Origin of the sequence: Hymenobacter canadensis (assembly GCF_027359925.1) — a bacterium.
Classification (GTDB): Bacteria; Bacteroidota; Bacteroidia; order Cytophagales; family Hymenobacteraceae; genus Hymenobacter; species Hymenobacter canadensis.
The window spans coordinates 4,070,653-4,092,940 of record NZ_CP114767.1; the positions used below are offsets into that span (position 1 = coordinate 4,070,653).

Genomic DNA, 22,288 nt, shown 5'->3' on the forward strand with positions numbered 1-22,288 from the left:
GCCAAATTTTTTTGGGTAACTTAGTATGCAAGCATAACAGTTTTCTGTATGTTTACCGGACTTGCAGTACCCTCCCATGACTCCCGAAGAAACCGTCGATTATAACATCAAGGTTGCCTGGCACGCCATTTCGCGTATGTACAATACGCAGGCCGCCAAGCACGACATCACCACGAGCATCGGCTTCGTGCTGCTGAACATCGACCAGGAAAACGGCACGCCCGCTACCAAAATTGCGCCCCTGCTGGGCCTCGAAACCCGCTCCCTGACGCGCATTCTGCGCTCGATGGAGGAGAAAGGCCTAATATACAAACAAGCCGACACCCAGGACAAACGCTCGGTGCGCATCTTCCTGACCGAGGAAGGCCTGCGCGGCAAGGAAATTTCCCGCCAGACGGTACGGCACTTCAACCTGAAGGTGCGCGACAAAATCCCGCAGAGCGAGCTGAACGTGTTCTTTAAGGTAGTCGGCCAGATTACGGGCATGATTGAAGGCAAAACGCTCTACGACGACTTCAAACTAAAACCCTTGCGCTCCGAGTCGCCGGCCTAGCCGGGCGGATAGCTATTGGCTCTTGGCTGATAGCTTTCTTGTTTTCCACCGATACTGCCCGTGGGAACGTAGAACCAACAACTCGGCATGACGAGTACTTTCAACCAGGCGCTGGTGGCTTGTAGCTGACAGCCTGAAGCTTACAAAAAAACTTATTTCTTCCCACCTCATTCCTCTCCACGAATGAATCGTACCATCAAAAAAGTAGCCGTTTTGGGCTCCGGGGTGATGGGCTCGCGCATTGCGTGCCACTTCGCCAACATCGGTGTGCAGGTGCTGCTGCTCGACATTGCGCCCAAGGAGCTGCTGCCCGCCGAGGAGGCCAAAGGCCTGAAGCTGGACAACCCGGCCGTGAAGAACCGCATCGTGAATGCCTCGTTGCAGGCGGCCGTGGCGGCCAATCCGTCTCCGCTGTACCGCAAGGCTGATGCCGCGCGCATCAAGACCGGTAACTTTGACGATAACCTCAAGGACATTGCCGGCTGCGACTGGACGATTGAGGTGGTAGTGGAACGTCTCGACATCAAAAAGAGCCTGTTTGAGCGCGTAGAGCAGTTCCGCAAGCCCGGTACGCTCATCACCTCGAACACCTCCGGGATTCCGATTCACATGATGACGGAGGGCCGTTCCGACAACTTCAAGAAGCACTTCTGCGGCACGCACTTCTTCAACCCGCCCCGCTACCTGAAGCTGCTCGAAATCATCCCGACGCCGGAAACCGACAAGTCGGTGGTGGATTTCCTGATGCACTACGGCGACCTGTACCTGGGCAAAACCACGGTACTGGCCAAGGATACCCCGGCCTTCATTGCCAACCGCGTGGGCGTTTTCGCCATCATGGACGTGGTGCAGGTGATGAGCGAGCTGGGCCTGACGGTGGAGGAAGTGGACAAGCTGACCGGGCCGGTTATCGGCCACGCCAAGTCGGCCACGTTCCGCACGTCGGATGTGGTAGGTCTGGATACGATGATCAATGTGGCCAACGGCCTCGCCCAGAACCTGCCCAACGACGAAGCCAAGCACGTGTTCCAGCTGCCCGACTTCATCAAGAAGATGGCCGAGAACAAGTGGCTGGGCGACAAAACCGCTCAGGGCTTCTACAAGAAAGTGAAGGGCGCCGGCGGTAAGTCGGAAATTCAGGCCCTCGACCTGAACACGCTGGAGTACAAGCCCAGCGCCAAGGTAAAATTCGCCACCCTGGAAGCCACCAAGCCGATTGAAAAGCTGGCGGACCGCTTCAAGGTGCTGGCCGCCGGCAAAGACAAAGCCGGGGACTTCTACCGCAAAACCTTCGCGGGCCTGTTTGCCTACGTGAGCAACCGGATTCCGGAAATCACCGACTCGCTCTACAAGATTGACGACGCCCTGCGCGCCGGCTTCGGCTGGGACCTGGGCCCCTTCGAAACCTGGGATGCCCTGGGCGTGCAGAAGGGCCTGGAGCTGGCCAAGGCCGAAGGCAAAACCGTAGCGCCGTGGGTAGAGGAGATGGTAGCCGCCGGCCACACCGCCTTCTACAAAGTGAGCGAAGCGGGCGTGAAGCAGTTCTACGACATCGAGTCGAAGAGCTACCAGGCCATTCCGGGCATGGAGAACTTCATCATTCTGGATAACCTGCGCGCCACGGGCAAAGTGCTGTGGAAAAATGCCGGGGCCTCGGTGCTCGACATGGGCGACGGTATCCTGAACGTGGAGTTCCACTCAAAGATGAACGCGCTGGGTTCCGACGTAATCCAGGGCCTGCTGAAAGGCGTTGAGTTGGCCGAAAAAGACTTCCGCGGCCTCGTGGTGGGCAACGACGCGCCGAACTTCTCGGCCGGTGCCAACCTGGGCCTCGTGTACATGTTCGCGCTGGACCAGGAGTACGACGAGCTGAACCTGATGATTGCCCAGTTCCAGCAGGCCATGATGCGGATGCGCTACAGCAGCATTCCGGTGGTGGGCGCGCCCCACGGCCTGGCCCTGGGCGGCGGCTGCGAGCTGAACCTGCACTGCGACCGGGTGGTTGCGGCGGCCGAAACCTACATGGGCCTCGTGGAATTCGGCGTGGGCCTGATTCCGGGCGGCGGCGGCACCAAGGAAATGACTCTGCGTACCGCCCTCAAGTACGAGGAAGGTGAGCCGGAGTACAACCTGCTGCGCAACGCCTTCATGACGGTGAGCACCGCCAAAGTATCTACCTCGGCCCACGAAGCCTTCGACCTGGGCTTCCTGCGCCGCGGCGACGAAGTGGTGGTGAACTCCAACCGCGTACTGGCCCAGGCCAAAGCCGCCGCCATTGAGCTGGCCGAGGATGGTTACACCCAGCCTCTGCAGAAAACCAACATCAAGGTGCAGGGCAAAGGCGCCCTGGGCATGTTCCTGACCGGCGTGCACGCCATGAAGCAGGGCAACTACATCTCCGACCACGACGTGAAGATTGCCAACAAGCTTGCCTACATCATGTGCGGCGGCGACCTGAGCAGCCCCACCGAAGTATCGGAGCAGTACCTGCTGGACCTGGAACGCGAAGCCTTCCTCAGCCTTACCGGCGAACGGAAAACGCTGGAGCGGATTCAGTCGATTCTGACGACGGGTAAACCGCTGCGGAACTAGCTGTTAAAAAACCGTTGTCATGCTGAGCTTGCCGAAGCATCTCTACTGCTTCGTTGATTACTACTCCGGCATCAGCACGCGAGATGCTTCGGCAAGCTCAGCATGACAGGCGAATTTTAACCCCCACCTTCTCTTAGACTCAAAACCATGAATGCATATATCGTAGCTGGGTACCGTACGGCCGTTGGCAAGGCCAACCGTGGCGGTTTCCGCTTCACCCGCCCCGATGACCTCGCCGCCGACGTCATCAAGCACCTGGTGGCCTCGGTGCCCCAGCTGGACCCCACCCGCATCGACGACGTGATTGTGGGCAACGCCGTACCGGAGGCCGAGCAGGGCCTACAAATGGGTCGCCTGATTTCGCTGCTGGCCTTGCCGATGAACGTGTCGGGCCTCATCGTGAACCGCTACTGCGGCTCCGGCGTGGAAACCATTGCCATGGCCGCCGGTAAAATTGCCGCCGGCATGGCCGACTGTATCGTGGCCGGTGGTACTGAAAGCATGAGCCTGGTGCCCACCGTGGGCTGGAAAACCGTGCCCAACTACAAGCTCGCCCAGCAGCACCCCGACTACTACCTCGGCATGGGTCTCACCGCCGAAGCCGTGGCCCAGGATTACGGCATCACCCGCGAAGACCAGGACCAATTTGCCTACAACTCGCACCAGAAGGCCATCAAAGCCATTCAGGAAGGCAAGTTCAAGGACCAGATTGTGCCCGTAACCGTGGAGGAAACTTACCTCGACCAGGCCACCGGCAAGAAGAAAAACCGCTCGTTCGTAGTTGATACCGACGAAGGCCCCCGCGCCGATACTTCCCTGGAGGCGCTGGGCAAGCTGCGCCCCGTGTTTGCCGCTAACGGCTCAGTAACGGCCGGTAACTCCTCGCAGACCTCCGACGGTGCCGCTTTCGTCATCGTCATGTCGGAGCGCATGGTGAAGGAGCTGAACCTAGAGCCGATTGCCCGCATGGTGACATACGCCACCGAAGGCATCGACCCGCGCATCATGGGCATGGGCCCCATCAAAGCCGTGCCGAAGGCGCTGAAGCAGGCTGGCATGAAGCTCCAGGACATCGACTTATTCGAGCTGAACGAGGCCTTCGCCTCCCAGAGCCTCGCCGTAATGCGCGAGCTGGACATGGACCAGAGCAAAGTGAACGTGAACGGCGGCGCCATTGCCCTCGGTCACCCGCTGGGCTGCTCCGGCGCCAAGCTCAGCATCCAGCTGTTCCACGAGCTACGCGCCCGGGGCCAGAAGTACGGCATGGTAACCGCCTGCGTAGGCGGCGGCCAGGGCGTAGCCGGTATCTACGAGCTGCTGAAATAACCGGGTGGTGAGACGAATTGCCCGAGGCACTTCGTCTCACCACTACCTTTTGAACGGACTATGAAAAAGCGACTTCGGAAGAAGACATACCGCAGCGAATTTCAGGAATTCGGCTGGTACGTCACCCTCGTTTTAAAGAGCGATGCGCCCCAGCAGGACTCCCCGCTGTGGGAGCCCCTGATGGCACAGGTAGACGACCAGGACCTGATGATGGGTGGCTCCCTGGTTTCCTTCTTCGTGCAGCCCGTGATTCGGATAACCAAGGAGCAGACTCAGGACCGCCAGCAGCAGCTGCAGCAGTGGCTAACCCAGCGGCCCGAAGTGGCCCAGGCTACCAGCTCGGCCCTGACGGACGCCTGGTATGGGCCTTTCCCGCAGTAACGTCTGAAAAGAGAAGCTCTGACTTAGTTGGAGCTTCTTTTTTCAGAAAGTAGTCGGCAAGCATAACAAATTTTTGTATCTTTCGGTACGACAAAACAACTGGGCTTACTTGCCGGTAAATAGTAGGTAAGCCGAGTAGTTTCTCTTCTTTTTGACTTCGAATTTTCCCACATCAACCCTCACCCGGTCATGGAAGTAACCAACCAACTTGTGAAAGGCGGCGAGTTTATCATCAAGGAAACCGACGCCCAGGACGTATTCACGCCCGCCGATTTTTCGGAGGAGCAGAACATGATGCACCAGACCGCTCTCGACTTCGTGGAGAAGGAGGTGACGCCACTGCTGGACCGCCTCGATAACCACGAGGAAGGCCTTATGCGCGGCCTGATGGAGAAGGCCGGCCAGCTGGGCCTGTTCGGCGTGAGCGTACCCGAGCAGTACGGCGGACTGGACATGGACTTCCCCACGTCGCTGCGCGTGACGGAGGGTGTGGGTGGTGGCCACTCGTTCCCGGTGGCGTTTGCGGCCCATACTGGCATTGCCATGCTGCCTATTCTGTACTTCGGCAACGAGGAGCAGAAAGCCAAGTACCTGCCCGGCCTCACCAACGGCGAGCTGATGGGTGCCTACTGCCTCACCGAGCCCGGCTCCGGTTCCGACGCCCTGGGCGCCAAAACTAAAGCCATGCCCACCGAGGACGGCGAGCATTACGTGCTCAACGGCCAGAAAATGTGGATCACGAACGGTGGTTTCGCTGACGTATTCATCGTGTTTGCCCAGGTAGATGGTGACAAGTTCACGGGCTTTATCATCGAGAAGGAAACTGCCGGCCTGAGCCTCGGCAACGAGGAGCACAAGATGGGCATTAAGGGTTCTTCGACCCGCCAAGTGTTCCTGTCCGACGTGAAAGTGCCGAAATCGGCAGTGCTGGGCGAGATTGGCAAAGGCCACCTCATTGCCTTCAACATCCTGAACATCGGCCGCATCAAGCTGGCTGCCGCTTGCCTGGGTGCTACCAAAATGGCTTCCACGCTGAGCGTGAAATACGCCAACGAGCGGGTGCAGTTCAAACTGCCCATCAGTAAGTTCGGCGCTATCAAATACAAGCTGGCCCAGCAGGCTGTGCGGATTTATGCCGTGGAATCGGCTATTTACCGCGCCGGCATGGACATCTTCCGCATGGAGCAGGAGCTGCTAGCCAAAGGCCAGAGCCACAACGAAGCCTTGCTGGGTGCCGCCCGCGAGTTTGCCGTGGAGTGCGCTTTGCTGAAAGTAGAAGGCTCGGAAGTGCTTGATTACGTGGTGGATGAAGGCGTGCAGATCTACGGTGGCTACGGCTTCTCGGCCGACTACCCCATGGACCGCGCTTACCGGGATTCGCGCATCAACCGCATCTTCGAGGGCACCAACGAAATCAACCGTATGCTGCTCGTTGACATGATCCTGAAGAAGGCCATGAAGGGCGAGCTGGACCTGATGGGCCCGGCCCAGGCGGTGCAACAGGAGCTGATGGCTATTCCGGATTTCAACCTGGAAGAAGAAACCGGCCTGTTCGCAGTGGAGAAAAAGACCATTGCCAAGCTGAAGAAGGCCATTTTGATGGTAGCCGGTACGGCCGTGCAGAAGTACATGAACTCGCTCGCTAAAGAGCAGGAAGTACTGATGAACATTGCCGACATGGCCATCAAGGTGTACACCGCCGAAAGCACCCTGCTGCGCGTAGAAAAGGAAGCCGCCACCAAAGGCGAAGAGGCCGTTTCGACGCAAATCGACATTGCCCGCGTGTACCTCTACGACACCGTGGACCAGGTCAACAAGTTCGGTAAAGATGCCATCGGCACCATGACCGAGGGCGACGAGCAGCGTCTGCTGGCCATGGGCCTGAAGCGCTTCACCAAAGCCGACCTCTACAACGCCAAGGAGGCCCGTCGTCGCATTGCCGACCACCTCATTGCCGCCAACGAGTACACCTACTAAATCACGGATTTAGCCGGATTCATCGGATTTCACGGATTTTGTAGGCGGTGCTGGCAGGCACCATCTATGAGCCGCGAAGCCGAGGAAGCCCTGAGAAAAAGCAAGCCGCTCCCGATTCTGGGGCGGCTTGCTGCGTTTTTGGGGTCAGGAGTATTGAACGATGTAGAGACGCAATATTTTGCGTCTCGTCGTTGCTGATGTTGTTGAAAATGTACGATTCCAGTCGTCCAACGACGAGACGCAAAATGTTGCGTCTCTACACCATCCATTCTTCAAAAACATAGTTTGGCACAACGCCAGTGGCTGGGCTGCCGTTTGCTGATACATCTCCCACCTTCAATTCCATCCACTTATGGCCAACGAACAGGTACAGGGCAAAGACTTTTACGAGAGTGTGCTGCGGTTTTACGACCACGCGGCCAGCTTCTCCAAGCTCGACCCCGGCATCATCGCCCAAATCCGGGCCTGCAACAGCATTTATAAGGTCAACTTCCCGGTGGAAGTGGACGGCCATGTGCAGGTGTTCGAGGGTATCCGGGTGCAACACAGCCACCACAAGCTGCCCAGCAAGGGAGGCATTCGGTACAGCGTGTATGTGGATGAGGAGGAGGTAATGGCTTTGGCCACGCTGATGACGTTCAAGTGCGCGCTGGTGGACGTGCCGTTTGGCGGGGCGAAAGGTGGCGTGAAAATCAACCCCCGCACCACGCCGGTCAACATTCTGGAGCGCGTGACGCGGCGGTACGCCAGTGAGTTGATCAAAAAGAACCTCATCGGTCCCGGCATGGACGTGCCGGCCCCTGACTATGGTACCGGCAGCCGCGAAATGGCCTGGATTGCCGATACGTACATGACGTTCAAGTACGGCGACACCAACGCCTTGGGCTGCGTAACCGGTAAGCCGGTCGGGCAGGGGGGCATCAGGGGGCGGACCGAGGCCACGGGCCTGGGCGTGTTCTACGGTCTGCGCGAGCTATTGCTGGATGAGCCCATGCTAAAGAAAGCGGGCCTGAGCAGCGGCATTGCCGGTAAGCGCATCATCGTGCAGGGCCTAGGCAACGTGGGCTACTACGCGGCGCATTTCTGCCAGGAAGAAGGTGCCCTCATCACCGGCATTGCCGAGCGGGAAGGTGGAATCTACAGCGAGAAAGGCCTCGACGTAGCCGCCGTATTCAAGCACCGCGAGGCAACAGGCTCCATTATGGGGTTTGCCGGCGCGCAGGACGTGGCCGAGTCGCTGGATTTGCTGGAGTATGAGTGTGACGTGCTGCTGCCCGCCGCCTTGGAAAACCAGATTCACGAGGGCAACGCGGCCAATATCAAAGCCAAGATTATTGCTGAAGGAGCCAATGGTCCTACCACGCAGGGCGCCGAGAAAATCCTGCTGGAGAAAGGCATCATCATCCTGCCCGACCTCTACCTTAACGCTGGCGGCGTGACGGTATCGTACTTCGAGTGGCTGAAAAACCTGTCGAACGTGCGGTTTGGGCGCATGGGCAAGCGGGCCGAGGAAGGCGCCATGCGCCGTCTGGTGGCTACTATTGAGCGCACTACCGGTAAGACTCTGGCCGAGGAAGAGCGCCAGCAAATCGTGCACGGCGCCGACGAAATCGACCTCGTGCGCTCCGGCCTCGAAGACACGATGATTACCGCCTACCAGTCTATCCGCAAGGTGATGGACGACGTGCCCGGCATAACCGACCTGCGCACCGCCGCCTTCTACAGCGCCATTGAGAAAATCGGCGTCAGCTACCAGTCTCTGGGCATCTTTCCATAAATCGACTAAACTATCAACATATAAAAAGCCGCTCCTGGAAACAGGAGCGGCTTTTCTGCGTCAGAACAGATCTGTGGCATCAATGCCATCCGCAACATCTGTGATTTACTTTACTACAATCTTATTCAGCATGAGCGCCGCTGATTTCTTGCTGGGGCGGCTCACCCCGACGAGAGTTTTGGCATCGAGCCAGCTAGTGAAATCCTTCACGTAAGACGGGTTCTGGTCGGTAGCTACGTTCAGGCCCAGGCCTTTCGGCTCCGATACCACGCCCGTCTGCACGTTCAGGCGGCGCAGGTACAGGTCCGACTTGTTTTTGAGCTTCTCCCAGGTCACCACCTGCACTTCAGGGCCGAACACGGCCGCCCGGTAGCCGATGCTGCTGTAGCCTTCCGTGGCCGGTGCTACTTGGTCCTTGCCGATGATGCTGTGCCAAGTGGGCGACTGAAACTCGTTGTAGCCGAACAGGTGTAGCTCGCGGGTGTGGCCGGGCGAATCCTCGCCGCCATCCTCGTACTTCTTCTCGGCCGCTACCACCAGCTGCTTGTCTTCGGTGATCAGCAGATCGGTCAGGTACACGTCTTCGAGGCGCTTGGCCGCGCTGCCGTTGGCTTTGTTGACTTCGGCCAGGTACTCGGGCGAGAACTTGAATTCGGGAGCAAATTTCATGTCGCCCTCGGCCGAGAAATCGAACTTCACCACTTTCAAACTGTGGTAGAGCCCGCTTTCCCGCTCGTTGCAGATGGCGGCGGCATACAGCGTGTTGTCGGGTAGCAGCCGGAAGCGGGCGTCAAACACGTTCACCACCTTGCCCCCAAACACCCCGCCCACGGCCACCGACATCACCTTGATATCTTTGGTGTCGTTGCGGTAGCGCCGCACGGCCAGCTTCTTCATTTCCTCACTCACCAGCGTCACGTACTGCGTGCCATCGTTGCCGATATGCACCGTGGTGGAAAACAGGGCTCCCTGGTCGCTGAAATCGTAGCTGCGGTCTTTAAGTTTGGTCAGCTTTTCGTCGTAGATGCTGGCGCTGATGCTCTTGATCTGGGTTTCGCGGGTGAGGTAGCGCCACGCTACTATTTTGCTGCCATCGGGCGAGAAGGCCAGGCCTGGGCGCCGGTCGCGGGCGCCGGTTTCGGTAAGCTTCTTCAGCGGCGCTTTCTGGCCGCTGCCCAGCTCTATCGTCTGGGCCGACAGCGACTGCGCCGCCCCGGTCTTCTGGTAGATGACTACGGTAGCCTGGGTTGCGCTGCTGGCAAAGCCATCGACTGTTTGCTCGGCGGTGAGCGGCAGCGCAGTGCTCCAAAGGCGTTTCAGGTCGGCATCGTAGCGCTCTACGGCATACTCCGTCGCCGATTTATGCGCCAGAATCAGAAAGCCGCCGCTGGCAAGCACCAGGGTTTTCTGAGGTATCCGCTCGTTGTAGCGGTCCTCGGGGCGCTCGGGCAAGTAACTGAACGCAACCGACTTTACTTTCTGCGACCAACCTATTTCCGGCCGCAGCAGTAAGCTAATGGCAAGTAGGCCAGTTGGGAGAACGTATTTCAAATCCACGGAAAAATTGGGTTAAATGAAGAAATGCGTAAAAGCCCGAAAAATGCACTCTCCAAAGGTATCCAACTTAAGCCACCTCCCGTACATGCCCCACGATCGGAACGGCAGACGGCCTTCGAGTAACCATTTGGTCATACATCCATAACGTAGAGGTGGTCAATTTTAGCCACTTCATTCGTTTTCTTTGTGGCGTGTACGGTCGGTTTCTACGTTGCCTGGGAATTAACAACCAAGCAGCAGAAATGAAAAACACGGCAGAAGCCGCTGTTTTAAAGCCTTTCAGGAATAACTGGTTAATTGAATTCTTTGAATATGTGGCAGATATGCTCTGCTACCTAGTCTAACCGGGAATTTGGCCCTAACTTTGTCACGCCGTGCTTTCACCAGCCGGAAATCTACAAATCAATATGAAATCTTTACTTCGTTTCTTTCTTCTCTTTGGTCTTATCATCATCGGAAAAGTTGCCAAAGAGCCTACTGGCTTCTCGGAAATCACCAAAGCCATGCATGCCATGGAAAGCACTCCGGTTAGCCCGGTAGTGTTGCTCCAGCAGCCCGACGTCCAGGCCGGCTCCCCGGCGGGGGATTTCGAAATGTGGCAACCCACTTCCTCAACGGCCAACGCTGTTACTAGCTTTCATTAGAATTCGGTAAGCGACTTCACTAGTCGCTTTTTTTATGTCCGTCTACTTTTAAGCCGCATCAGCTAGCTTTGAGCTTAGCTGATGCGGCTCCAGTTCACAGCCGTAGCCGGCAGGCTCTCGATGTGGCGGCGGATGGCCTGGTTTTCTGGCTTCACCAGATCGGGGTCTTCGGCCAGGATAGCCTGGGCGGCGGCGCGGCTCTCGCTCAAAATGCGGCCGTCTTTGGCCAAGTCGGCAATGAGCAGGTCCAGCACACCGCTTTGCTGGGTGCCCATCAGGTCGCCGGGGCCGCGCAGCTTCAGGTCGATGTCGGCAATTTCGAAGCCGTTGTTGGTGCGCACCATCGTTTCGATGCGGGTGCGCGAGTCCTTGCTGAGCTTGTAGCCGCTCATCAGAATGCAGTAGCTCTGGTCGGCGCCCCGGCCCACGCGGCCCCGCAGCTGGTGCAGCTGCGAAAGGCCGAACCGCTCGGTGCTTTCAATCACCATTACGGAGGCGTTGGGCACGTTCACGCCTACCTCAATTACGGTGGTGGCCACCATAATCTGGGTTTCATTTTTCACGAACCGCTGCATCTCGGCGTCCTTTTCGGCGGCGCTCATGCGGCCGTGTACGATGCTGATCTGGAACTCGGGGAAGGCGCGGGCCACACTTTCGTAGCCGTCCATGAGGTCCTTGTAGTCGGCCATCATCTCGCTTTCCTCGATGAGCGGGTACACGATGTACACCTGCCGGCCCAGCTTGATCTGGTCGCGCAGGAAGCCGAACACCTTGAGGCGGTTGCTGTCGAAGCGGTGCACCGTGACGATGGGCTTACGGCCGGCCGGCAGCTCGTCAATCACCGACACGTCCAGGTCGCCGTAGAGCGTCATGGCCAGGGTGCGCGGAATGGGAGTGGCCGTCATCACCAGCACGTGCGGAATTACGTGGGGGTTTTTCTGCCAGAGCTTGGAGCGCTGCGCCACCCCGAAGCGGTGCTGCTCGTCCATGATGGTCAGGCCCAGGTTCTTGAACTGCACCACGTCTTCGAGCAGGGCGTGCGTGCCTACCAGCATGTTCATCTCGCCGGAGCGCAGCTGCTCGTGCAGCACGCGCCGCTCGGCGGTGCGGCTGCTGCCCGTCAGCTTCCCGATTTTCAGCCCCAGCAAATCGGCAAAGCCCTTCAGGCCCACGTAGTGCTGGTCGGCCAGGATTTCGGTGGGGGCCATCAGGCAGCTCTGCGCGCCATTGTCGGCGGCCATGAGCATGCTGATGAAGGCCACGATGGTTTTGCCCGAGCCCACGTCGCCCTGCAAGAGCCGGTTCATCTGCTGGCCCGCGCAAAAATCCTTATAGATGTCGTGGATTACGCGTTTCTGGGCCCCAGTGAGGTCAAACGGCAGCACGTTTTTGTAGAAATGCACCAGCGTGGGCACCTCTTTAAACAGCTGTCCGGCCAGTGTCACTTTGCGCTGGTCGCGCTGGCGCAACAGCTTGAGTTGGATGTAGAACAGCTCCTCGAATTTGAGCCGGAAGCGCGCTGTTTGCAGCAGCTCGGTGCTCTGCGGGAAGTGAATCTGCTGGATGGCCGTGGCCTTGCTCATCAGCGCGTACTGCTGAATGAGGGCCGGCGACAGGGTTTCCTGCACTTGGGGCAGGGCAATCTTCAGCAGATCGGCCACCATGCGCATGATAGCCTTGCTATCGACGCGGTGGTAGTTTTTGAGCTTCTCGGAGGTGTTGTACACCGGCTGCAGGTAGCTCTGGTCGGCTTTCTGCTCGGTCACTTCCTCCATTTCCGGGTGCGCCATCTGGGGGCGGCCGTTGAACACAGTGGGCTTGCCGAACACGATGTACTCCTGGTGGTTCTTGATCACCTTTTCCAGGTAGTTCACGCCCTTGAACCACACGAGCTCCAGCTCGCCGCTGGCGTCGGCTACCTTGGCTACCATGCGCTTCTTGGGGCCTTCGCCCACCACCTCACGGTTGCGCAGAATGCCCTTCACCTGCACAAACGGCAACTCGTCGTGCAGGTCGCAGATGTTGTAGAACTGGGTGCGGTCGAGGTAGCGGAACGGGTAGCGCTGGATCAGGTCGCCGTAGGTGAACAGGCCCAGCTCTTTCTGCAGCAGCTGCGCCCGTTGCAGGCCCACGCCCCGCAGGTACTCTAGTTTGGTCTGAAAGAAGTTGCTCAAGGGAAAATGGCTGGATTGCTGAACGGCTGAATGGCTTTTGCCCTCTACCAGGTAGATAAGCAGCCATCCAGCCGTTCACCAGTTCAACAATTACTTGTATTGCAGGGTGTTCAGTAACTGCACAATATCCTTTTTCACGTAATCAATCACCGGGGCCAGCGAGTCGTTGGCGGTGGCGGTACGGAAGTAGAGCGCGCCCCGGAAAAAGTGGCGGGTGCTGTCGGTGGTGTAGAACTGAAACTGGCTGGGCACCTCACCCTGCAGCTCAAACACGGCCACCCGCATTCCATTCGGCGTTTTGAGGATTTTCTCGTCGATGGCCGTGGCCTTGATTTCGTGCTTGCTGGTGAGCTTGCGGGCGTCTTCCAGCAAGCGGTTGGCCAGCAGGCGGTTGCCTTTCAAGTCGGCGTACGTTATTTGCACGTTGGCCTTCAGCTGCGGGTAGTACACGTTGATCCAGTGCGGCTGCGCCAGATACGAGGAGTCGCGCAGCACTTTGGCGTAGCGCGAATACTGGAACGTGTATGGGTGGCCCGGCGGCAGCTGCTGGTAGGCATGCGGCGGCAGGTCGATGCGGTTGTAGCCTTTGGGCTTGGGCGTGTAGTCGCCGTCGGAGCCGGCGGAGGTGCAGGCCGTGGCCAGCACACTGAGGGCTCCGGCAGCAAGCAGATATCGGGAAGCAGGCATTGGCAGCAATGCTGAAGTATACTTTCAAAGGTAGCGCGAAACCGGCGGCTAACCAGCAGCGGGACGTTTGCCACCTCAACGCAAAAAGCCCTGGCGGCGTGCCAGGGCTCTGCAGGAAAGCAAGAGGGCGTTTAGAACGGCAGCTGGTCCAGCTCTGGCTCCTGCCGGAACGTCTGGGGGACTTCGGCGGCAACTGTAGCGCCGGCCGAGGCCTCCTGGCCTTGGGCCCGGCTGCCGAGCATCGTTATTTCATCGGCAATGATTTCGGTAATGTACCGGGTCTGGTTGTCCTTGTCCTGATACTGACGAGTCCGGATTTTGCCTTCTACATACACCTGCTGGCCTTTTTTGAGGAACTTCTCGGCCATTTCAGCCAGGCCCCGCCAAGCAGCAATGTTGTGCCACTCCGTACGCTCGATGCGGGTGCCCTGTTTGTCGCGGTAGTATTCGTTGGTGGCCAGCGTGAAGTGGGCCACGGTGCTGCCGCCTTCCAGGTGCCGCACCTCCGGGTCTTTGCCCAGGTTTCCGATCAGAATTACTTTGTTTACTCCAGCCATGGTAGCAAGTAGTTTGAGAGACGTAATAAACTGCTGTATGCAGAGTTAAAGATATAAAATATGATTTCAAAAACCCAATTAAATTAGCTTTTATCTTATCGAATTGTCAATATAATTAGCAATCAGAATAGGCTTTGGCAAGTCGTCCGTCTGGCTACGGGAAAAGGCACCCAAGCCAGCTGCTGCCAACGCCTGAGCCCCAAGCGGCTCCCGCAGCCACACCTGATGGAACTTGGCTTCTACCTTCTGATGGCTGAGCACGTGCCGCAGCGCCAGCACGGGCTCTTCTGCCTTGCTGGTATCAAGCTGACCACCCAACGCCTCTATGGCCGCCAGCAGCGCCACGGGCGGTAGCTCGGCGGTGTCCGTTTCCTGCAAATGAAAATCATAGAGGCCTTCCCAAATGTCTTTAGGGCCTCGCTTGCGCAGATATAGGGTGTCGTTGTGACGCAGCACTAAGTAATGAAAGTGGCGGGTGCGGGCCGCCTTGGCCTTGCTCTTCACCGGCAGCTCCTGCACCATGCCGTGCTGAAACGCGAAGCACTGGCTCTGCAACGGGCAAAACAAGCAGTCGGGCTTGGCCGGCGTGCACTGGATGGCGCCGAACTCCATGATGGCCTGGTTGAACTCGGCCGGCTGGTCAGCTGGAATCAATGTGTCGGCCAGTTGCTGAAACACTTTGCGGCTGGCTGGCACGGCAATATCCTGCGTAAGGCCAAACACACGCGCCAGCACCCGGAACACGTTGCCATCAAGCACGGCTACTTGCTCATCGAAGGCAAAAGAGGCAATGGCCGCCGCCGTATACTGCCCCACGCCGCGCAACTGCAGCAGGCCGGCGTAGGTGGTCGGGAACTGGCCGCCGTATTCGCTTACTACCTGCTGGGCGGTGTGGTGCATGTTGCGGGCGCGGCTGTAGTAGCCCAGGCCCTGCCAGTGACGCAGTACTTCGTCTTCGGGGGCTGCGGCCAGATCCTGCACGGTAGGGTAGGCGCTGACGAAGGCCAAGTAGTACGGCAGGCCCTGTTTTACCCGGGTCTGCTGTAGAATTACCTCCGACAGCCAGATGGCATACGGGTCGCGGGTGTGGCGCCAGGGCAGGTCGCGGCGGTGGCGCGGGTACCATTCCAAGAGGGTAGCGGCAAAAAAGGCGGGGGCAGTGGCGGAATAAGTGTGAGTCAAGTGTTTGAAAGAGAAATACTTGGATGGTTTTAAGAAGGGTCTTTCTATTGCGGCTAAAACTATTGCAAAACCAAAAAAGGGGGCTACCTTTGTGGCCCCAATTCGCAAGCGAACAGCTTACCGGGCAAGGGCTTACGTCCTGAATTGGTTGTTTCGCCCAGCATTCATTTTTCACCCATAGTACCTTACCAGCGTGACTAAAGCAGAAGTAATCGCCGAAATCGCCGACAAAACCGGCATCGAGAAAGCAGACGTTTCGGCTACCGTGGAAGCCTTCTTCAAAGTCGTGAAGGATTCGATGGCCGAAGGCAACAATATCTACGTGCGTGGCTTTGGCAGCTTCGTAAACAAAAAGCGCGCGAAGAAAGTGGCCCGGAACATCTCGAAAAATACGTCGATCATCATCGACGAGCATTTCATCCCGAGCTTCAAGCCGTCGAAAACTTTCATCGGCAAGATCAAGAACAGCAAGAAAATCAAAGAACTGGCCAACGCTTAAGTTGTTGATTCAGTTATAACCTACTGCTGGCGGCGCCGCGGGGCGTCCGGTAACACGGATGCCCGGCGGCCTGCTTTTTTCGGATGGCTACACGCACCTCTTCACATCAACTGATTCTGCTGGCAGTGGCCCTGGCCCTGGTGGCCGGGCTGTTTTTGTTGCCCAAGGTGATGGTAAAGCCCAAGGAAGGCAAAGGCGAACTGGCCCAGGATGCCGCCCGCACGGCCAACCGTGACAACGGCGCTGCCGCTCCTTCTGTCGGCGGCCTCGACGAGCACGGCCACGCGGCCGGCAGCCACGATGCCGACGGCGGGGCTACTCCCGAGCAGCCCCACATGACCATTGCGCCGGCCCAGCGCCAGGAGCTGAACACGCTGCTGGCCAAGTACCGGACGACTGCTGACCCCATGGCCAAGCTACGCGTGGCCTCGGATCTGGCCATCAAGTACAAGGCGGTTGAGAAGTTCGACAGCGCAGGCTACTATCTGGAGCAGCTGGCTCAGGCCCGCCCGGGCGAGCAGGCCTGGCAGCGGGCGGCCGATGCGTATTTCGAAGCGTTTAGCTTCGCGGCTACGCAGGAGCGCCAGAAGCTGCTGGCGGCCAAGTGCCAGGAACTCTACGGCAAAGTGTTGAAAAACAATCCGGAGAACCTGGACGCCAAAACCAACCTCGGCATGGCCTTCATGGCCAGCGCCAATCCGGTGCAGGGCGTCGTGCTGCTCCGAGAGGTTTTGGCGGCCGATCCGCGCAACGAAAAGGCCATCTACAACTTGGGCTTGCTCTCGATGCAGAGCAACCAGTACGAGAAGGCAGTAGAACGTTTTCGCGAGTTGACCAAGGTAAATCCGTCAAACGTCAACGGACAGTTTTATCTTGGCGTCGCTTTAGCGGAAACCGGGGCGAAGGAAGAAGCCCGTGCGGCCTTCCAGAAAACCAAAAGCCTGAGCACCGACCCCAGCCTGACGGCCGCGGTAGATGAACAGCTACAGAAGCTTAATTGAATGGCTGAATAGTTGCATTGTTAAATGGTTGTTGGTTCTGACAACTCGTTGCCCGGCCAACCATTTAACAATCCAACCATTCAGCCATTAAGAAGGAAACCATTCAACCACTTAACCCACAACAACATGCCCTGCGGTAAAAAAAGAAAGCGTCATAAGATTGCTACCCACAAGCGGAAGAAGCGCCTGCGCAAAAACCGTCACAAGAAGAAGTAAGCCCTTTCGGGGTCTGCTGGCGGGGCGCTGCCGATAAGGCGCGCCACCCGTCTATCTCTCATCTTGTATCCCCGAGAGTGGCTAATAATTCGCTTTCCCCGAGGCTTGCAAGGGAAGCCGGTACCTGGTGTACCGGCTTCCCTTTGCCGGTTTCGGGGGCGAAGCGCCACCATCGGGACTACCTAACAACCCAATCCATTGAGTAACGAATTAATCATTAATTCTACTCAGGAAGGAGAACGGATTGCCCTGCTACAGGACAAGCGGCTCATCGAATATCATTTCGACCGCAACGACACCAATTACTCGGTGGGCGACATCTTCCTGGGCACGGTCAAGAAAGTTATGCCCGGTCTGAACGCCGCGTTCATTGATATCGGGTACGAAAAAGATGCGTTTCTGCACTACGGCGACCTGGGCGAGCAATTTCCCTCGCTCAGCAAGTGGGTGCGGGGCGTACAGTCGCAGAAAACCCCCGTTGGCGCCCTCAAGTCGTTTGGCCTCGAAAAGCCGCTCGACAAAGTGGGCAAGATTGCCGACACCCTCAAGAAGAGCCAGCAAGTGCTGGTTCAGATTGTAAAAGAGCCCATTTCCACCAAGGGGCCGCGCCTGTCCACCGATATTTCGATGGCGGGCCGTTACCTGGTGCTGGTGCCTTTTTCGAACACCATCAGCGTGTCGAAGAAGATTGTGAGCAAGACGGAGCGCGAGCGGCTGAAGCGGCTCATTGCTTCCATCAAGCCCGACAACTTCGGCGTCATTATCCGCACGGTGGCCGAGGGCCGCGAAGTGGCCGAGCTGGACCGCGACATGCAGAGCATGACCAGCAAGTGGGAACAGCTCTTCACGGCGTTGCGCTCTGCTAAGTCCAACGACAAAGTGTTGGGCGAGCTGGGCCGCACCAGCTCCATGCTGCGCGACATGCTTAACGAGTCGTTTGATGCCATTACGGTGGATACGACGGCCCGCTACGAGGAAATGCGTGGCTATCTGGAGCAGATTGCGCCTGATAAGCTGGGCCTGCTGAAGCATTACACCGGCAAGGTGAAGGTGTTTGAGCATCTGGGCATTGAAAAGCAGCTGAAAACGCTGTTTGGCAAAACCGTGACGGTGCCCGGCGGCGGCTACCTGGTAATCGAGCACACCGAAGCCCTGCACGTCATCGACGTGAACTCCGGCAACAAGAGCAACCAGGAAAGCGACCAGGAAGCCACGGCTGTGATGGTGAACATGCTGGCAGCCAAGGAAGTAGCCCGGCAGCTCCGGCTGCGCGACATGGGCGGCATTATCGTCGTCGATTTCATTGACATGAAATCGGCGGAGAGCCGCAAGAAGGTGGAGGACGCAGTGTATCAGGTGATGAAACACGACAAAGCGCGCTACACCATTCTGCCCATCACCAAGTTCGGGCTGCTCCAGATTACGCGGCAGCGCGTGCGTCCGGCTGAGAACATCGTGACCGGGGAAGTGTGCCCTACCTGCGGCGGAACCGGCAAAATCTCGGCTTCCATCCAGGTAACTGACGAAATCGACAACAGCATCGAAGACTTGCTGGTGACGCAGAATCAGTCGGGCATTACGCTGCACGTGCATCCGTTCCTGCATGCCTACTACACCAAAGGCCTCGTAAGCCGGCAGATGAAGTGGTATCTGAAATACTACAAGTGGATCAAAGTCACCAAGGACACCAGCCTGGGGCTGACCGATTACCGCATCGAAGACGAAAACGGTGAGGAAATTGAGCTGCACTCGGCGGCGGCGGCCATGGCCCGCCTCCAGGACCACGAAGTAGATATTACCGATTAACCAAGTAGCGTGGTTGTCTGCGACAACTCCTCCTGAAAGAAGAAAAGCCCGCCCTACGGTATGTAGAGCGGGCTTTTTTTATGGCCTGTCATCCTGAGCGGAGCGAAGTATCCTATCACGGCTGGGTCGCTATCAAACGATATAGTTCACGCGTGATAGAATCCTTCGCTCTGCTCAGGATGACAGACACTAAAACTTCAAGCCCAGGTCCAGGGCGAATTCGCTGTTTTTGAGGGTTACATCCTGGAAGTCGCGCTCATTGTCGAAGTACTTGTCGATGTTGAGCAGGCCGCGGTGGTAGCTCAGGCCGGCGAATACTTTGGTGCTCTGGCCCACCTGATATTCCACGCCCAGGCCCGCCAGCACGGCCGCTTCCGGGATGATGATGTGGTCGGAGGCTTTGGTTTCGGTGTTGTTGTTGCCGGGGTCGGTGTAGCGCTTCTCGCCGTTGATTTTGGCGGCAATGGCGCCGCCCACGCTACCGCCCAGCTGGAAGTAGAGCTTGGTGTCGGTGGTGATGTCGTTGGTGAACAGCTTCACCGTGAGGGGCACTTCCAGGTACTGCATACCGATTTTCTGCTCTTGGCGGCGGCTGGTGTTGGGGTCGAAGTAGCTGATGGTGCCGCCCTTGCCCACCAGTTGCAGGCCCGAACTGAAGGCGTAGTTTTCGCCGAAGAAGTAGTCGACCACCAGGCCGCCGCCGATGGTGAGCTTGCTCTTCTCGTTTTTGAAGCCGAGCGTGCTCGGGGATTCGGTGCGCAGGTTGGTGATGGAAGGCGACAGTTTGAGGCCAATTTCGACCTGAGCCGAAGCCGTAGCGGCCGATGCACCCACCAAGAGGGCAGCAAGCAGAAGTTTTTTCATGGCGAAGGCGAGTTGAGTAAGCCGCGGAATACGATGCCGCTGGGCGCGGCGTTTGGTTTTGGCTAATTTCGCCCAAAGATAGAAGCATGCCCCACTTTCCTTTTGCTATGCGCCCCATTCTGCCCGCCATACTTGGTTGCTGCCTGCTGCTGCTGGCCGCCTGCGGCCGCGACAAATCCTCTTCCGCCTGCACGCCTGACCCGGCCGTGGCCAGCGTTTCGGCGCCTGTGCAGCTGACCCGGCTGGAAAAGTCCTTCTTCCAGATCCGGAATACGGCCGATGCCCAGCGCTTTCTGGCCGAGCAGCCGCTCTTTGCTAATCAGTTTCTGCAGCGCCGCCAGTTTCCGTCGGATGAGGTGCTGGCGGGCACGCTCACGCGCCTGGCCACCAACCAGGGCCTGCAGGTGCTCGGCCGCCAGACCGACAGCGTATTTCAGGATTCAGGCAAGCTGAAAACCGGGCTGGAAGGCATGTTCCAGCATATTCGCTACAACTTCCCCGCGTTCCGGGTGCCACCCGTGCAAACGTTTGTGTCGGGCTTGAGCCAGGATATGTTCGTGAACGACAGCCTGATAGTGCTGGGGCTGGATTTCTTCGTGGGGCCCGCGGCGCGCTACCGCCCCAATGTGCCGGAGTACATCCTGCGCCGCTACCGCCCCGAGTACGTGCTGCCCACCGCCGCGCTGGCCATCAGCAGCAAGTACAACAAGAAGGAGCTCACCAACCAGACCATGCTGGGCGAGATGGTGCAGTTTGGTAAGGCGCTATACTTCGCGGAGCGGGTGCTGCCCTGCACCGCCGATTCGCTGCTCATCGGCTACACTGACAGGGAGCTGCAGGGCGTGTATTTCAACGAGAGCAAGATCTGGGCGCACTTCCTCGACAAGAAGCTGCTCTACAACACCGCCCCGTTTACGGTGCAGAAGTACGTGGGCGAGCGGCCCAACATCCCCGAAATCGACAAAACCTGCCCCGGCCGCATCGGGGCCTGGGTGGGCTGGCAGATTGTGCGCAAGTACATGGCCGAAAACCCCAAAGTAACCCTGGCCCAACTGATGGCCGACAAAAATCCGCAACACATCCTCAATGAGTCACACTACCGCCCGCGGCCGCGCCGGGCGGAGCGGTAGGGCTTGTCAACCAGACCGTCATACTGAGCTTGCCGAGGCATCTCTACTGTTTTGTTGCTACCATTCAATTAGCCAGAGGTAGAGATGCTTCGGCAGGCTCAGCATGACGCTCTGGCTATTTCCAGACCCAGCCTAAATTCCACCAGCGTGCACATTGCCGTTTTCAGCCAGTATCATACCAACCCGGATTGCCCGGCCACGAGCCGGCACTACGCGTTGCTGGCGTACCTGGCCCGGCAGCACCGCATCACGCTGATCAGCACGTGCACCTGGGAGCCGCAGCGGCTTACGCAGCAGTATCCGTGGGTGCCGGCTGGCGTGGAGCTGCGCGTGGCTGATGTGCCCTATACCAACCGGATGGGCGTGGCGCGGCGCGGCCTGGCGTTTGCGCAGTACGCGGCCTACGCCGTGCGCGAAGGCCTGCGCATCGACCGGCCCGACGTTATCTGGGGCATCAGCACGCCGCTGACGGCGGCCTGGGCGGCGGCCCAGGTGGCGCGGCGGCGCAAGGTGCCGTGGGTGTTTGAGGTGCAGGATCTGTGGCCTTCGTTCCCGATTGCCATGGGCGCCGTGCCCAACCGCTGGGCCCAGCGCCGCCTGTTTGCGTTGGAAAAAAGCCTGTACGGCAGTGCCCGCCACATCATGGCCCTTTCGCCGGACATGACGCGCTACGTGCAGGCCACCGCACAAACCGCAAGCATGGCCCCATCCCGGGTAAGCACCGTGCTCAACGGCACCGACTTGGAGCTGGCAGCGCTGGCCACCGACGAAGCCGTGGCCACGCTGCGCCGCGAGCAGGGACTGGACGGCCGCCGCGTGGTACTGTATGCCGGCACGCTGGGCCGCGCCAATGATATCCCAACGCTGCTGGCCGCCGCCGAGCTGCTGGCCGCCCAGCGGCCGGAGATGGTGTGGCTGTTTATGGGCCTGGGGTTCGATGAGCCGCGGGTACGGGAGGCTGCGGCCCGGTGCCCGGCCATCCGGGTGGTGCCACCGCAGCCCCGGCACGCTGTATTCAGTTGGTTCCGGCTGGCAGAGGTATCCGTAGTGTCGTTTCTGGGGCTGCCGGTGCTCGATGCCAACTCGCCGGCTAAGTTCTACGACAGCCTGGCCGTGGGCACGCCGGTAGTCGTCACCAACAACGGCTGGACTCGCGAGCTGGTGGAGACCCACGGCTGCGGCTGGTTTTCGCCGCCGAGCGATGCGCCGGCCCTGGCGCAGCTGCTACACACGCTGCTGGAGCAACCCGAGCAGCTACGCGACGCCGGCGCCGCCGGTCGGCAGGTAGCCGCCACCGCCTTCGACCGACAGCAACTAGCCGCCACTGTGCAGGAGATTCTGGAGGCCGCCGCCCGGTAGATGCAT

18 protein-coding genes are annotated in these 22,288 nt (G+C 58.7%); 12 read left to right on the plus strand and 6 right to left on the minus strand.

What is annotated here, in order from left to right; genetic code table 11:
• Positions 1 to 76: 76 nt before the first annotated feature.
• The 6 genes from O3303_RS17395 (at position 77) to O3303_RS17420 (ending at position 8,606) form a co-directional block, all read left to right on the plus strand.
• Positions 77 to 553 (plus strand): MarR family winged helix-turn-helix transcriptional regulator, encoded by a 477-nt coding sequence (locus O3303_RS17395; protein ID WP_125438930.1) that lies wholly within the window; start codon positions 77 to 79, stop codon positions 551 to 553.
• A 183-nt stretch (positions 554 to 736) separates the two neighbouring features.
• Entirely contained in the window at positions 737 to 3,145 is a 2,409-nt protein-coding gene (locus tag O3303_RS17400; protein ID WP_269559644.1) for a 3-hydroxyacyl-CoA dehydrogenase/enoyl-CoA hydratase family protein, read from the plus strand.
• A gap of 147 nt (positions 3,146 to 3,292) precedes the next feature.
• On the plus strand, positions 3,293 to 4,471 hold the full coding sequence (locus O3303_RS17405; protein ID WP_269559645.1) for an acetyl-CoA C-acyltransferase: 1,179 nt from the start codon (positions 3,293 to 3,295) through the stop codon (positions 4,469 to 4,471).
• A 60-nt stretch (positions 4,472 to 4,531) separates the two neighbouring features.
• The gene (locus tag O3303_RS17410) at positions 4,532 to 4,852 is read left to right on the plus strand and encodes a 50S ribosome-binding protein YggL (protein WP_269559646.1); all 321 of its coding nucleotides are present in this window, start codon (positions 4,532 to 4,534) and stop codon (positions 4,850 to 4,852) included.
• 189 nt (positions 4,853 to 5,041) lie between these two features.
• The gene (locus O3303_RS17415) at positions 5,042 to 6,829 is read left to right on the plus strand and encodes an acyl-CoA dehydrogenase FadE (RefSeq protein WP_269559647.1); all 1,788 of its coding nucleotides are present in this window, start codon (positions 5,042 to 5,044) and stop codon (positions 6,827 to 6,829) included.
• A gap of 352 nt (positions 6,830 to 7,181) precedes the next feature.
• Entirely contained in the window at positions 7,182 to 8,606 is a 1,425-nt protein-coding gene (locus O3303_RS17420; RefSeq protein ID WP_269559648.1) for a Glu/Leu/Phe/Val family dehydrogenase, read from the plus strand.
• Positions 8,607 to 8,711: 105 nt separating this feature from the next.
• On the opposite strand, the gene O3303_RS17425 is transcribed toward O3303_RS17420, so the two are convergent.
• Complete coding sequence (locus O3303_RS17425; RefSeq protein ID WP_269559649.1) at positions 8,712 to 10,157, minus strand: hypothetical protein; 1,446 nt, start codon at positions 10,155 to 10,157, stop codon at positions 8,712 to 8,714.
• Positions 10,158 to 10,570: 413 nt separating this feature from the next.
• Between O3303_RS17425 and O3303_RS17430 the strand changes: the two genes are divergently transcribed.
• The gene (locus tag O3303_RS17430) at positions 10,571 to 10,807 is read left to right on the plus strand and encodes a hypothetical protein (protein ID WP_269559650.1); all 237 of its coding nucleotides are present in this window, start codon (positions 10,571 to 10,573) and stop codon (positions 10,805 to 10,807) included.
• A gap of 74 nt (positions 10,808 to 10,881) precedes the next feature.
• On the opposite strand, the gene recG is transcribed toward O3303_RS17430, so the two are convergent.
• From recG to mutY, 4 genes are all read right to left on the minus strand, one after another.
• The gene (gene recG, locus O3303_RS17435) at positions 10,882 to 12,981 is read right to left on the minus strand and encodes an ATP-dependent DNA helicase RecG (RefSeq protein ID WP_269559651.1); all 2,100 of its coding nucleotides are present in this window, start codon (positions 12,979 to 12,981) and stop codon (positions 10,882 to 10,884) included.
• Between the two features lie 90 nt (positions 12,982 to 13,071).
• Positions 13,072 to 13,668 (minus strand): gliding motility lipoprotein GldD, encoded by a 597-nt coding sequence (gene gldD, locus O3303_RS17440; protein ID WP_269559652.1) that lies wholly within the window; start codon positions 13,666 to 13,668, stop codon positions 13,072 to 13,074.
• 131 nt (positions 13,669 to 13,799) lie between these two features.
• Complete coding sequence (locus O3303_RS17445) at positions 13,800 to 14,225, minus strand: single-stranded DNA-binding protein (RefSeq protein ID WP_269559653.1); 426 nt, start codon at positions 14,223 to 14,225, stop codon at positions 13,800 to 13,802.
• 90 nt (positions 14,226 to 14,315) lie between these two features.
• Positions 14,316 to 15,407: an A/G-specific adenine glycosylase gene (gene mutY / locus O3303_RS17450; RefSeq protein ID WP_269559654.1), complete on the minus strand. Its 1,092-nt coding sequence runs from the start codon at positions 15,405 to 15,407 to the stop codon at positions 14,316 to 14,318.
• Between the two features lie 193 nt (positions 15,408 to 15,600).
• Between mutY and O3303_RS17455 the strand changes: the two genes are divergently transcribed.
• From O3303_RS17455 to O3303_RS17465, 3 genes are all read left to right on the plus strand, one after another.
• Positions 15,601 to 15,906, plus strand: coding sequence for an HU family DNA-binding protein (locus tag O3303_RS17455; RefSeq protein ID WP_044014459.1), 306 nt, complete (start codon positions 15,601 to 15,603; stop codon positions 15,904 to 15,906).
• Between the two features lie 83 nt (positions 15,907 to 15,989).
• Positions 15,990 to 16,907 (plus strand): tetratricopeptide repeat protein, encoded by a 918-nt coding sequence (locus tag O3303_RS17460; RefSeq protein WP_269559655.1) that lies wholly within the window; start codon positions 15,990 to 15,992, stop codon positions 16,905 to 16,907.
• A gap of 414 nt (positions 16,908 to 17,321) precedes the next feature.
• On the plus strand, positions 17,322 to 18,929 hold the full coding sequence (locus tag O3303_RS17465) for an Rne/Rng family ribonuclease (protein WP_269559656.1): 1,608 nt from the start codon (positions 17,322 to 17,324) through the stop codon (positions 18,927 to 18,929).
• A gap of 189 nt (positions 18,930 to 19,118) precedes the next feature.
• Here the strand turns inward: O3303_RS17465 and O3303_RS17470 are convergent, their stop codons facing one another.
• Entirely contained in the window at positions 19,119 to 19,793 is a 675-nt protein-coding gene (locus O3303_RS17470) for a porin family protein (protein ID WP_269559657.1), read from the minus strand.
• Between the two features lie 107 nt (positions 19,794 to 19,900).
• Between O3303_RS17470 and gldB the strand changes: the two genes are divergently transcribed.
• Entirely contained in the window at positions 19,901 to 20,923 is a 1,023-nt protein-coding gene (gene gldB / locus O3303_RS17475; RefSeq protein ID WP_269559658.1) for a gliding motility lipoprotein GldB, read from the plus strand.
• A 147-nt stretch (positions 20,924 to 21,070) separates the two neighbouring features.
• Positions 21,071 to 22,282 (plus strand): glycosyltransferase family 4 protein, encoded by a 1,212-nt coding sequence (locus tag O3303_RS17480; RefSeq protein ID WP_269559659.1) that lies wholly within the window; start codon positions 21,071 to 21,073, stop codon positions 22,280 to 22,282.
• Positions 22,283 to 22,288 lie beyond the last annotated feature (6 nt).